Below are 13,429 nucleotides of genomic sequence, written 5' to 3'. Positions count from 1 at the left end.
ACTGCTAAACTAGAAGGAATAGAAACGATTTGGACGGGTGAAATGTATGAAAATTAATATTTCAGTAAGAAGTTTAGTAGAGTATGTATTCCGATCTGGCAGCATCGAGACTGGTTTCCGTACTGCAACTACTATGACAGAGGGTACGAAAGCCCATCAAAAAATACAGAAAACATACGGTGAAAATGACCAAAAAGAAGTGTATGTGCAAACCGAATTTCTTTATGAAGATATTGTCATTCAAGTAGACGGGCGGTGTGACGGGTTACTCGTTCAAGAAGACGGTTCTGTCGTTATTGATGAAATAAAGTCAACCGCCCATTCTCTTGATTACATGACGGAAACTTCTCACCCTGTTCATTGGGCACAAGCAATATTTTATGGATTTATTTATGCAAAAGACAATGAGCTAGACTCCATTACGATACAATTAACGTATTTTCAAGTTCATACAGAAGTAAAGAAGCAGTTTCAACGTAGCATGTCGTTCAAAGAGCTCACCGCTTATGTCGAAGAAGTCATCATTACTTATGGAAAATATGCGAAAGCACGAAAAATTCATCTAACAAAGCGAAATGAAACGAGTAAACAATTAGTTTTCCCCTTTCAAGAATACCGAGCAGGGCAGCGGCAGCTAGCTGGGGCTGTTTATAAATCTATCGTTGATCAGAAAAACTTATTTGCAAGAGCATCTACCGGGATAGGAAAAACAATATCAACTATATTCCCGTCTATAAAGGCAATTGGCGAAGAACATGTTGAGCGCATTTTCTACTTAACAGCGAGAACTATTACTAGAACGGCTGCAGAAGAAGCGTTCCAGCGCTTAATAGATTTAGGTTTACATATAAATGTCGTAACATTAACAGCAAAGGATAAAATATGCTTTCAAGAAGAAATGAACTGTTCGAAGGAGCATTGCCCTTTTTCAGAGGGGTATTATGATAGAATAAATGAGGCAGTTTTAGATATTTTAACCAATGAAAAGTTAATTACACGAACAATAATAGAAGCATACGCTCGAAAACATTCCGTTTGTCCCTTTGAATATTCACTGGATGTAGCCTATTCTGCCGATGTGGTCATTTGTGATTATAATTATATATTCGATCCGAAAGTTTCCTTAAAAAGACTGTGGGATGAACAGAAGAAAAAAACGGTTTTACTTATTGATGAAGCTCATAATTTAGTGGATAGAGGCCGCGAGATGTTTTCCTCTAGTATAAACAAAGCTAGTTTTCTTCAAATAAAAAGAGATTACACTAAGATGAATGACACACTCTCGAAAGCAGCGAAATTAGTAAACGATTATTTATTGTCGGTAAAAAAGAAGGAAACATTTCAAATAAAAGAATTAGATGAAGAAGTTGTTCAGCTGTTAGAAACGTTTATCGAGGAAGCGGAAATGGTGTTAATTCAACAAAGTGACGGGAATGAAATACTGTTAGAAACCTATTTCGCTGCTCAATCGTTTGTGAAAATTTCGAAGCTTTATGATGAACGGTTTGTTACGTATGTAGAAGTAAATAAAAGTGAAGTGACGATGAAGCTGTTTTGTTTAGATCCATCCGAACTTCTACAAAAAACGAGAAAAAGCTTCCGTTCCACTATTTTCTTTTCTGCTACCTTATCACCAACAGACTATTACCAAAACTTATTAGGTGGAAGGTCGGAAGATTACGTTATGAGCATCCCTTCCCCATTTCCACGGGAAAATGCAGAAATAATTATACAGCCACTATCTACAAAGTACCACGATCGAGAGCGAACGATGGGTCCGATGATACAGTTTATGTTAGAGATATTATCTAATAGGGCCGGCAATTTTTTAGTTTTCTTCCCTTCATATGCGTATATGAGGGCAGTTTATGAACAGTTTATAGTAACAGCTCCTGATGTTCCTACTATTATACAAGATGTAGGTATGTCCGAAAGTGAACGAGAAAGGTTCCTCGAATCGTTCCAAGCGGATAATGTAGAACGATTAGTAGGCTTTGCTGTTTTAGGTGGGATTTTTTCTGAAGGAGTAGATTTAGTAGGAGAACGGCTTCAAGGCGTGATCATCGTGGGCGTTGGCCTGCCACAAATCGGTGTAGAACGGGACATTATTAAAGATTATTTCCAGTTCATCGGGAAAAATGGATTTGACTACGCCTACGTATACCCTGGTATGAACAAAGTACTTCAAGCCGGTGGAAGGCTCATTCGTTCCGATTCTGATACTGGAACTATCCTTTTAATAGATGATCGGTTTTTGCAGCGAAAATATCAATCATTACTCCCTTTGGAGTGGCAGCATTATACAGTGCGACGGACGTGAGGTGTCTGTCGCACTTTTACACTTTTAGATATAAATTATTTAGTATGAAAGTAATTTGGAGTTATGGAACATCCCCCGGTTACGGTCGATTTATCAAATACAGCTATAACAAATAAACACGTATTAATTTAGGTTTTACCTTATTTACTTACTAAACCTACAATCACTTTCAAAGAAGCTTTCCTTTTTCTTTGTCGTTTAAAACCTTCCGTAGAATCGATAATGAAAACCGTCTTCCCAATCCAAATTTTGAGATAAATAGATTGTAAAATAATAGGTCGAACAATCCCTCTCTCTTCATGTTCTGAACCATCTTCTCGTTCCGTTTCGGTCCTTACTAGCCATCTATTTCCGACACCAAACTCTATGTATTTCAATTGACATTCACTCCACCCAACCCAATTTCATCCCATATCTATTAATATCCTATTCTAGTTAATTTCCCTTTATCGGGAGTGAATTGATTCCAAACATAACTTCCCAAATATTCCTGACTTTCATCAATTAAATGAAATTCGTTACTAGTAACCTTAATCTTTTTCTCATTTATGACAACATAATATTGATCATTTTCTACTATTTTTTCCTCAATTTTTATAACTCCTGATGTTGATACTTCACCTAAATAATAAACAATCATTCCACTCATTCCACAGACTGCTATAAATATGATTAGGTCGTTGATCAATCGATCAATCGCTGGCCGCTGTTTCAACCTTCTTTTAAATAAATATTTAACAGTTAAAATAATATATACGATGGAAAAAATGGGGATTAACCACATGAGATTTGCCAAGGCTGATATTACTTCATGAAGAGAATAATCAATATTAATCAAAATAGAATATCTATTTATTTGTAGGCTGCAATATGTAATAAGTACAACCCCTAATAGCCAATATTGCGCAATTTTCTTTCTGTCATATAACTTATTTAATTCCGTATTTTCTACCATATGAATCCTCTTTCTATTCTTCTGTATTGTCTTCTCCATACTTTTCACTAAAGTTTAATATCCATTACATTCCATGTCAATTGGTCCATTCAGCGCTCTTTAAAACCAGACGTCTTTTCCAATTATTGTTTCTTCTATAATTACTATACTTGTGTTGGAAGAAACGTCTAAAATTGCCAGTTTCAGCAATGGTTATAGCCTTTGTCCCACAATATCTGGATTAAGCTTACTTGTCTCAGGTGAAATGATTTTTTCTAACCTTTTCTACTACTCTTTATTTTTTTTCGATTTTCTTACTTTACTTTTTTGTAAACATGAAAACTATCATTTCGGAATATAATTTAGAAACATCTTTAGAGTAATTGAACGTTCTCATATAAGGAGGAAAATTCAATGAAACTTAGTAACGGAATGTATGATGAAGTCGACTCAGGAATTGAATTGTATGTTCAGGAAGAAGGAGATGGACAACCTATTGTATTTATTCCAGGGTTTACATTTAGTTCTAACGTCTTCGCGGAGCAAGTACGTCATTTTTCGAAAACTCATCGGGCAATCGTTATTGATCCGAGAAGCCATGGGCGTTCTACAATAACAGTTCATGGAAACGACTACGTTACACACGGAGAAGATTTACAAAAGGTATTGAAGGCACTAAAGGTAGAAAATCCTATACTTGTTGGTTGGTCTTTCGGTTGTTTAACCGTATGGGAATACATTCGCCAATTTGGGACTGATAATATCCATTCGCTCGTTTTTATTGACATGCCACCGAAATCTTTATCGATAAAGCAAGACAAAGATTGGGTAGAAGGTCCTCTCGATGATTTAGCCGCAGCCTATACAAACTTTCTCAGAAATTCGAAAGGTCAGCGTGAATTTATTGCTTCGTATGCAAGTAATGTTATGGTCCAACGCGAGTTAACCGAGGATGAATTTGCTTGGATTATTGATGAATCATTGAACACTCCGTACTATATTGCCCAAAACTTATTCGCTTCGGGACTTTTCTCTGACTATCGTAAGCAAGCTAAGGAAAGCAGTGAATCTGTCCCTACTCTTTATGTTATTGCGGAGCATTGGGCAAAAACAGCCACTAATTACTTAACCACTCTCACTCCAAAAGCTACGGTCAAAGTTTTAGGTGGGCATTTTATGTTTTGGGAGTACAGTAAGGAATTTATTGCTTTCGTTGAACAGTTTTTAGGAGGTAAAAAGTAAACGACAAGGGAGCGATTAATCAAATCGTAATTCACTTTTAATTAGCTTTTATGGCTCAAGGGTGGATTATTTTTTGTCTATAATGATGGAAACAATAAGACTAGCAAACATTTCATATTATTACTAGGTGGACGAGGGGATTTTTGTATGTATATGAATGTCACACATCTATCCGTTATGTGTGAAAGGTTTCCAATTACAACTAGTATGCTATATTCCCAGAATATGAGTGAACGAGTCTCTGTCCCCCGTTCACATCCTCTTTTCATAGAAAACATAGATGTTGAAATTAAGCGCGTGTAGGAATAAGTTTCTTTCTGTTCAACACAATATAAATGATAGAACAAAGGTCGGGGAATATATTTTGAAGTAGTTTTACTGTAGTTTGATACTACCGATCGAGACCTTGTCCTAGTTTTGCTGCTTTACATACCTAGCAATGTCACGTTCGTTTTGCACAGCTTTCTTCCAAATAAAATCTTGATCACTCACTAACGTCTTTAACGTTTCTTCCATTTTCTGATGTGCAGCTTCGTTTTCATGTTTAAATATATTTACAGTATCTTTAAGCTCTTCTTGATCTGCTTTTATTTTGGCTATATCTTTCTTCATTTCTTCCTGATTTGCTTTCATTCCAGTCTGTTCTGCTTTCATCCCAGTTAATTCTGCTTTCATCCCAGTTAATTCTGCTTTCATTTCAGCCTGTTCTGCTTTCATTTCAGTCTGCTCTGCTTTCATGCTTCCTACCATTTGGATCAGTTGAGACAACATATTTTCCATTTTATCGAAACGTTCTTCCAACTTTCTTCACCCCCTTCTCACGTATATTATAATATAGAATATTATTTGTGAAAAGAGAGTGAACGAACAAGAAAATAGGGGGACAACGGTTCCAGCAATCATAAAGTTGGGCTAGCTTCTGATTGAGAGCTAGCCTTTTTATAAGTCTTATCTGCTTTTTTCCGCCAAAACCATCCATTCATCTATTTCGTGAGACTCCACCCGGTTTTCTTTATTGATTTTAACTGAAAAATAACCCTGTATTTCTTTACTAGCATTTAAGATATATTGCTCCACCCGATCCATTTGTTCTTGGCTACTTGTGGTTCGTGCCACCCAAGAAGGGAATTGAAACGTTTTTTTGCGATTGATAGATTTCGTTTCTTGTAAGCCCGCTTCCGTCATTAACTGTTTCCACTCACTTACTTTTAGTGCCCTTACATGACTCTCATCCCTTAATTTTTCTACCATGTTCATGAATTCATCAAGTGCATCTTCCTCAGGTGCAACATTATCTATTAATACGAATTTTCCACCCGGCTTTAATACTCTACTTACTTCATTTATAAAAAGACCTGGATTTGGAAAGTGATGAGGAGCAATTCGACATGTCACTAAATCAAAAGTACCTTCAAGAAACGGTAGCTTTTCTGCATCAGCAATAACATACCAAATATTCTTGAACTCTTTATTGAGATGTTTTGCAGTATTAGCAAGCATTTTCTCCGTTAAATCAGTGGAAAAAACAGTCCCTATATATGGTGAAAGCGCCTTCGCAACATGCCCTCCACCAGTTGCAATGTCAAGCATTACCCAGTCGGAATTAGGATTAAGCCATTCGACTAATAACGGCAGATCGCTTCCCTTTGCATGTGATTCACTCGCTACATATTGTTGCGCATTTTTCCCGAACACACCTTTCACCTTTTGTTTGATTTGTTGTTCATCCATTGATTCTCCAACCTCCTCAACTTCTTCTCAACAATTCTTTACTTGCATTATGGGCTGATTTCATAAAGGGGTTATGCTTTTTATAATGTATCGGTAAATACTTTATCTCTAAACTTATTTTTGGGTTTTCTCTTTTTTTTCGATCATAAAGAGTTATTAGTTCAGAGTGCAACTTTCTTAAAGAATGAGTCTTTTTAAAGCTAAATTCATTTGATAATAGTCTCTCAATATCATTTACATCAGAGTATATTGTAACGCTGTCATGAAAAATCTCTAAATACTTATTAAAATGCGTCAGCCCAAAAATAACTGCTTTTAGTTCTCCAAATATATTTTTTCCAATAACATCTTTTGGAGAATACACCAGTTGATTTTTCACAATTATTAAACCATTCCTTAAATACGTACAGGCAACAGCCATTTCTCTACTAACTTTACTGCAAGAACTGTCACAATATACATATAACGTGTTTCGACTATAATATTGGTCGTATACCATTTCTTTCAAATCTAATGGAACTTTGTCTTCTCTTTCTCCCCAAAAATTTGGTTTACTTACTTTTTTTACATTTCCTTTTGATTTCATCCATCATCTTCCTCATTGAATAATGATTTCTTAGCTAGTATAAAATCACCGAATTATATTTTCAACATATCTTCCGAATATTCAATTTATAAATAGTGAGTAATGGGTGTTTAGGTTGGCGGAAGTTAGCAGGAGCGGAGACACAAAAAATGGGACAAGCATCCACTTGTCCCTTTCTCATGTTAATTCCATGGAGATTCAATCAAATTTAATTTGACTAATACATTCCATACAATAGGTTTTTTAACTGGCTCCAAAGCAGTTTCAGTACAGGAAGATTCCTCTACATATCCTAGCTCTTTTGCCTTTTTTAAATTACTATCTTCAATATAATTAGTAATTTCCGCCTGTTGGAAGCAACTCGGGGCAATATATGTTTCATGATTATGTTCTAAAATAACCCTCGTGTCTTCTGGCGGTGTAACCGTGAACGGAATTGCACAGATGAAGATAATAGCCACTAATAACAATATACTAGTTAAAATAATCCCTTTTTTCATTTTGGTTTCTCCTTCATTATTAAAACTTGGAAATGGCAATAAAAATAACAACATTATTTTACCGTCTAAAATGGAGTAGTTTTTCTCCATACTCTCCATTTCGATTTAAGTAAACAGTTTTTATTATACCTTGTTTAATAAATTCATTTGTGTCCTTTTAGTGAACAGAATGAACGTGTGGACCATAGGTGGACAGAGGGACATACCGCATCCACACATTTTTACGTAACTGGAAATCAAAACAGAAAAAAGACTGATAGTGCTCGTAACACTATCAGTCTTTGTATTAGCATGTACATTTCAAGTGGTTTCCTATGGTGTGTAATAATGTTTTGTTTACCGCGTTTACATTTACAGAACTTCTGAACGGGAAAGCCCACTCCTTTAGGTGTGGGATGAAAGGTGATGTGTATGTCTTCTGATAGATATTTTGTTCGGTTTTTGTTGCGAATACACGTTCTTGTATAGTAAAATATACCTATAGGAGGGGAGTGCGTTGGCTAAATCTAAAACTCCAAGCTATGTTCTAACGTTAAGAATAAAAACTGAAATGCATCAAGAACATAAATTATCTAAGCGATTCGAGTTATGTAGGGGTATGTATAATGCGTGCTTAAGAGAACTGCTTAAAAGATATACTGCTTTAAAACAATCAAAAAAGTATAGAGTTGTTTGTAAGATGGAGAATGGCAAAAAGCGAAATAAGCTATTTTCAGAGTTGAATAAGGAGTTTGGATTAGTCGAGTATTCGATTCATGAGTTTGTGAAACCGATGCAACATGCATTTAAAAAGAATATAGATTCATTTACCAGCCAAAAAATTGCCACAAGAGCTTTCAAAGCTTTTGAAAAAATAATGTACATACAAGGGAAAAAAGTGCATTTCAAAAAGTACGGTGAAATGTATTCCGTCGAAGGGAAGTCTAATTCAACAGGTATCAGATACAAGGATGACAATATATTTTGGAACGGTCTAGTTCTTAGAACAATCGTTAAAAAGAAAGACGTCTATGCCCATCTTGCACTAGAAGACAAAGTTAAATTTGTTAGAATTAAAAGAGAATGGATTAAGAATAAATATGTATACTACGCTCAATTAGTACTCGAAGGCACCCCTCCGAAAAAATACAACTCCAAAGGGATGAAAAATAATAGTTCTACTCAAAAAAGGGTAGGTATTGATATAGGGACTTCTACTGTGGCAGTCTGTTCTGAAACAAAAGTTATGCTGACGGAGCTTGCGCCTAGTGTTGTCGAGCTAGATAAACAGATAAGGATTATCCAAAGAAGCATGGACAGAAGTAGAAGAGCAAGCAATCCATTAAAATATAAAGAAGACGGTACGTTTGATACTAGCAATAAAGACAAATGGCTGTTTTCAAAACGATATATGAGAAAAAAGAGTCAATTAAAAGAGTTGCAGAGGCTGAATAGAGCCAAAAGAAAACAGGATCACGAGATGCTAGCTAACTCCATCATTGCTTTGGGTGACGTAATATTTGTCGAAACTATGAGTTTTAAGGGACTACAAAGAAGAGCGAAAGAAACAACGGTGAATGAGAAAGGTAAATTCAATAAAAAGAAAAGGTTCGGGAGAACGATCAGTAATCGAGCACCTGCGATGTTGTTAAGCATTATAGAACGCAAACTTAAATACAAAAGCATAAGATTAAATAAAGTAAACACAACACTAATAAAAGCAAGTCAATACAATCATTTCACTAATACATATGAAAAGAAAAAATTGCACGAAAGATGGAATAACTTTGGTTTCTGTAAAATACAAAGAGATTTATATTCAGCATTTCTTTTAATGAACTGCAAGGAAAGCTTGGATGAAATAGATAGAGATCTATGTGAACAACACTTCCATAAATTTAGAAAAATGCACGACTTAGAAATAATAAGATTGAAAAAGAAAGGAAAAACCCCCATTAGCACAGGTATATAAAAAACTTAATAACGGTTTAGATATGAGCCGACACGACCGCTAATAGAAACAGAGGTTTCTTTGGTTGTAAAAGTCTAATTGAACATATATGAGTTCCTTTGTGTTGTAACTAGAAGACTTATTATTCTTCCGGTGAGAGCATTGGAGAAGTATATAAGTAAATTAGAACCCCACTCCTTTAGGTGTGGGAGTATCAGAGCCCCTCAATTACCATCTCTTTTACCGGCATAAATATTTCACCTGTGTCTAAATAGTTGACCTGCACTTTATCGCCTTCTTCCAAGTAGATTGCAAGTGGGCTATTTTCAGATGAAACGACGTAGTTCTTCTTGTTATCCAATAAGAAGGTGATTGTCGTAAAATCGCCTACCTTTTCCTTGTAGACTCGGATGACGGTTCCTCTTACTTGCTTTTCCTCTGCTTTGGAGCTGCCATCAACAGTTCCCCCGCCTCTTTGCAAGGCCGTTTTGTAGAGCTTCAATGCTTCATTCGGTGTATTGGCGTACACCGAAATTTCTGGGTTCGCAGCGGAAACAATGAAATAATTTTGGAGGAAGCCGTTTGAATCGAGTACTGGCGTTAACCAGCTTGCTTCTCCGTAGAAGTTATAAAGGACAGGCATTTCTCCGTTCCACTTCTTTTCAATAAATTTCTTTTCAATGATTTGCAAAGCACCTTGAGAATCCATATAAGATGCTTCTAGATTACCAGTATAAAAAGTTGCTTCCCCTGTTCTTGAATTCGTAAGAGAATAGCCTAGCATAGAATCTACGCCCTCTTTCGGACTTGTGAAATCTGTAAAATAATACATATCTCCATTTTCATCAAAAATAGGACTCACATTTGCCTCTGTTCCTTCATCAGAAGGCAGCCTTACATCTCTTTTGCCGAATAGACTATTCCAAAAACCGTGAATATAGTTACCATAATAGCTATTTTGTAAGCTAACAACTTCTGGAGACACTGCCCCATCAATAAATGCTGGAATGTCTTTTAACAGAAAGTCCTCTGTTTCCCCTGTTTGAGGGTCTACCATTACAATCCCCTTTACATCAAAACCATTTCTTGCTGATATATATTGACCGTAAGATCGAATATAATACGGTTTGCCGTCATCATCAATTTCTAATTGAACATCTCCATAGAAAATATGATTCGGATATTGCATTCTTATTTGGCGTTTAAGATTTTTATGAAAATAAGACGATGGTGTATACTCCATCTCCGCCTTCATAAATTTCGGATTGTCGCTTGAGTCAGTAGCACTAATCGTAAAATAGCCTGGCGTTGTATTCCCATTCACCCATTTGAAAAACCCTGAAAATTCTACAGGTGCGATATACACATACTCTCCGTTAACTTTTTGAATTTGCAAGTTTCCGAGTTCGTAATAACTCGTGTCTGGAACTTGTCCAAATGCCTTTTTCATCTTATTTCGAGCAAATTTAGGCGGAACACTTGCTGGCGTCTCTTTTTCGTCAAACGTTTCAATTTCTGTCTTCTCCGCCATTTTCGCAACTTCATATTTTTCATCCGCATTAAAGAGGAATGCTGACAAAATAATAATCCCAAAAACTAAACTTCCTAAAAATAATACCGCTTTAACCATTCGTTCCTTTCCAGAAGCGAAATATGTCCCCAAAAGGGTAACTGGAATGGCTAATATCCATAACGAAGTGAAGTTTCGATCAAGGTTAGTTAAATAATAGAAAGAAAAGATTGCAAAAATAATAAGAATTATTCCAACTACTAGCGCTCCCGGATTAGACCTTTTCCCCTTTTTTTCCTTCGTTTTGTTACTAGTAAACGGAATCAGCACAAGCGCAGAGGCTAATCCCGCGATAAGTGAAAATAAATAAATATTGCCCATAATACCACTCCTTAATAAACCTATATATCTAATACGGATGTACTAGAGAAAAGTTTCAAATGCTGAACGGTAGAATAGGAAAGTCCTCCAAATTTTTTTAGAAACCGAAACCCTACACTCCTATTTAATTCATAAATATTATACTTATTATTACGAGCCTTCGAAATAAATATTGATGAAATATAGCAATCTTATACGGAGGGCAAGGTCTATTAAGGAAGTAATGGGACAATTGCATGAATTTGGAAAAAAATGTGTGGACAAGGAATGATGTCCCTCTGTCCACCTTCACTTATATTTCTTGTGGTAATGGCTCAGTGCTAGCAATGAAAAGATATAATCGTAACTATGGTAATGCATGTAGAATTCGCCAGCCAGTCCTTGCCCTTTTGGATAATGTTTCGTCCAGTCTTCCTTTTTAGATGCAGTGAGTAAGAACTGGATCCCTGCATCGATTTCGGATGTTGTTTTCTCAGATGCCGAGATTAATGTATCTACTGCCCAAGCAGTTTGTGTGATTGTACTTGCGTTTAGTGGGATATATGTTCTATAAATATCACTGTTACACGACTCTCCCCACCCACCATCAGAATTTTGAATGCTTTTTAACCAATTCAATGCCTGAATTATAGAAGGATCGTTAGGAGATACTCCGACTGAAATCATGCCAGTTACCGCTGCCCATGTCCCATAAATATAACAAATCCCCCACCGACCGTACCAAGAGCCGTCCTTTTCTTGGTTTTGTTTTAACCACTTCACACCATTTTTTATAGAAGAATGATTACTCGTTAAATTCGTAAAGTTCCCGAAAAACTCCAATGTCCTCCCAGTTAAATCGGCAGTAGAAGGATCGAGGAAAATATACTCTCCACCTTCAATAGGTAAGTAAGTTAGCAACTTCTTATTTACATTCTTTTCGAAAGCTGGCCAGCCACCGTCGTTATTTTGCATCGTTAGTAACCAGTTAATCCCTCTATCCCATGCATGACGATAAGACGTGTTGTGCTTAACGGCTCGGTGAATGGCTCGTAGGGAAGCAGTCGTATCATCAATATCGGGATGCATCGTATTTAAATCGGAAAAGCCCCAACCACCTGGTAGGCTATTCGGATTGTGAATAGCCCAGTCACCATATCGGTAATGCTGACGGCTTAAAAGGTAGTGATTTGCTTTCTGAATGGTAGTATCCTCAAATGAAACTCCAGCCTCCTGTAAAGCGTAGCTTAGTAAATTCGTATTCCAAACAGTTGCTGTAGTATATTGCATATGCACTTGCCCATTAATGAGAGTAGTCATAGATTTTAATCCGGTCAGCGCTTTTTGAATGACAGGATGACTTTTAGAATAATCAAGGGAAAGTAATGCGAAAATCATTAAAAAGGTCGAACTAAAGTAATTACTAAATGTGCCATCAGGTTCTAATCTATCTATCATATACTTTTCGGCTTGTTTTATTGCTGTAGCACGAATGTTTGCCGGGAAATTTAACATACTTTTAATAGCTTGCTGCATGTAAGTAGATAATGATCGCCACTCGGCGGATTCATTCCAGAAGTTATCATCCTGATGTTCATTTTCCCTAGATTGAAACAAATCTTGAAGATTAGGACTTCGCGTCGTCTTTAAGCTAAATCTTTTATTACCTACAATCAAAATTGGGGTAAGATTAGCTCGTCCGAAAACGGATATGTCAAAATAATTAATTGGAAAAGAAAGTGGGAAAAGGATTATTTCGGGAGGTAGCGGGAAGTAACGAGGCCATTTATACTGACCTGTTAAAGCTAACATAATTTTCGTAAACAGATGGACGTTTTCTATTCCACCTAAAGCTAAAATTTGGCGTTTAGCAGCCAACATTTCTTTGTCATTCTTTTGGTGATATCCTGAATACAGTAGTGCATAATAGGCGTCCACAGTTGCTGTCAAGTTTCCATTCTTCTCATCATCAAAAAGCTTCCATGCTCCATTTTCTTCTTGCTTACTAACAATCCGCCTGACTAATGACTGAATCAACGCCTCATCATTTATTTCCAATGACCGTAATAAAATAATCATCCATGCATCCGTCTTTATACCAGTTTCAAATGGATAAACCCATGACCCATTCGCTGATTGATCGTTTTTAACTATGTTGATTATTCGTTTCATTTCATTCTCGACATCAAGAATCATACGAATCACTCCACACATATTTGTTAAAACATATTTATTCAAGGAGAGCTAATACAATACATAATGGGAAAGATTTTTGAGTTGAGTTGAAATTATGCTAATTAAGACATTTCTCGCGTT

The 13,429-nt window shown here is 36.2% G+C and carries 11 protein-coding genes; 3 read left to right on the top strand and 8 right to left on the bottom strand.

All coding sequences use genetic code 11. From position 1 onward, the window contains the following. Positions 1-46: 46 nt before the first annotated feature. On the top strand, positions 47-2,320 hold the full coding sequence (locus BC6307_RS06470) for an ATP-dependent DNA helicase (RefSeq protein WP_066417079.1): 2,274 nt from the start codon (positions 47-49) through the stop codon (positions 2,318-2,320). Positions 2,321-2,460: 140 nt separating this feature from the next. Here the strand turns inward: BC6307_RS06470 and BC6307_RS06465 are convergent, their stop codons facing one another. Both BC6307_RS06465 and BC6307_RS06460 read right to left on the bottom strand, forming a co-directional pair. Continuing rightward, entirely contained in the window at positions 2,461-2,697 is a 237-nt protein-coding gene (locus BC6307_RS06465; RefSeq protein ID WP_066417076.1) for a DUF3977 family protein, read from the bottom strand. 41 nt (positions 2,698-2,738) lie between these two features. Further along, positions 2,739-3,275 (bottom strand): hypothetical protein, encoded by a 537-nt coding sequence (locus BC6307_RS06460; RefSeq protein ID WP_066417072.1) that lies wholly within the window; start codon positions 3,273-3,275, stop codon positions 2,739-2,741. Between the two features lie 393 nt (positions 3,276-3,668). Between BC6307_RS06460 and BC6307_RS06455 the strand changes: the two genes are divergently transcribed. Then, positions 3,669-4,496 (top strand): alpha/beta fold hydrolase, encoded by an 828-nt coding sequence (locus BC6307_RS06455; protein WP_066417066.1) that lies wholly within the window; start codon positions 3,669-3,671, stop codon positions 4,494-4,496. A gap of 411 nt (positions 4,497-4,907) precedes the next feature. Here BC6307_RS06455 and BC6307_RS06450 read toward each other — a convergent pair whose 3' ends face one another. The 4 genes from BC6307_RS06450 to BC6307_RS06435 form a co-directional block, all read right to left on the bottom strand. Continuing rightward, on the bottom strand, positions 4,908-5,297 hold the full coding sequence (locus BC6307_RS06450; RefSeq protein WP_066417063.1) for a hypothetical protein: 390 nt from the start codon (positions 5,295-5,297) through the stop codon (positions 4,908-4,910). A 147-nt stretch (positions 5,298-5,444) separates the two neighbouring features. Further along, the gene (locus tag BC6307_RS06445; protein ID WP_066417061.1) at positions 5,445-6,227 is read right to left on the bottom strand and encodes a class I SAM-dependent methyltransferase; all 783 of its coding nucleotides are present in this window, start codon (positions 6,225-6,227) and stop codon (positions 5,445-5,447) included. Positions 6,228-6,243: 16 nt separating this feature from the next. Further along, a complete protein-coding gene (locus BC6307_RS06440) occupies positions 6,244-6,813 on the bottom strand; it encodes a hypothetical protein (protein ID WP_066417056.1) in 570 nt (189 codons plus the stop codon). 182 nt (positions 6,814-6,995) lie between these two features. Next, the gene (locus BC6307_RS06435) at positions 6,996-7,403 is read right to left on the bottom strand and encodes a hypothetical protein (protein WP_066417055.1); all 408 of its coding nucleotides are present in this window, start codon (positions 7,401-7,403) and stop codon (positions 6,996-6,998) included. A gap of 406 nt (positions 7,404-7,809) precedes the next feature. Between BC6307_RS06435 and BC6307_RS06430 the strand changes: the two genes are divergently transcribed. Next, positions 7,810-9,264, top strand: a complete 1,455-nt coding sequence (locus tag BC6307_RS06430) for a transposase (RefSeq protein WP_094366086.1) — start codon at positions 7,810-7,812, stop codon at positions 9,262-9,264. A 193-nt stretch (positions 9,265-9,457) separates the two neighbouring features. Here the strand turns inward: BC6307_RS06430 and BC6307_RS06425 are convergent, their stop codons facing one another. Further along, the gene (locus BC6307_RS06425) at positions 9,458-11,134 is read right to left on the bottom strand and encodes a hypothetical protein (protein ID WP_066410629.1); all 1,677 of its coding nucleotides are present in this window, start codon (positions 11,132-11,134) and stop codon (positions 9,458-9,460) included. A gap of 288 nt (positions 11,135-11,422) precedes the next feature. Beyond that, positions 11,423-13,309, bottom strand: a complete 1,887-nt coding sequence (shc, locus tag BC6307_RS06420; protein WP_066410632.1) for a squalene--hopene cyclase — start codon at positions 13,307-13,309, stop codon at positions 11,423-11,425. Between the last annotated feature and the right edge of the window lie 120 nt (positions 13,310-13,429).

Source organism: Sutcliffiella cohnii, from assembly GCF_002250055.1.
GTDB classification, from domain to species: Bacteria; Bacillota; Bacilli; order Bacillales; family Bacillaceae_I; genus Sutcliffiella; species Sutcliffiella cohnii.
Note: the sequence above shows the minus strand (reverse complement) of the source record. Positions and strands in the feature narration are given on the sequence as shown.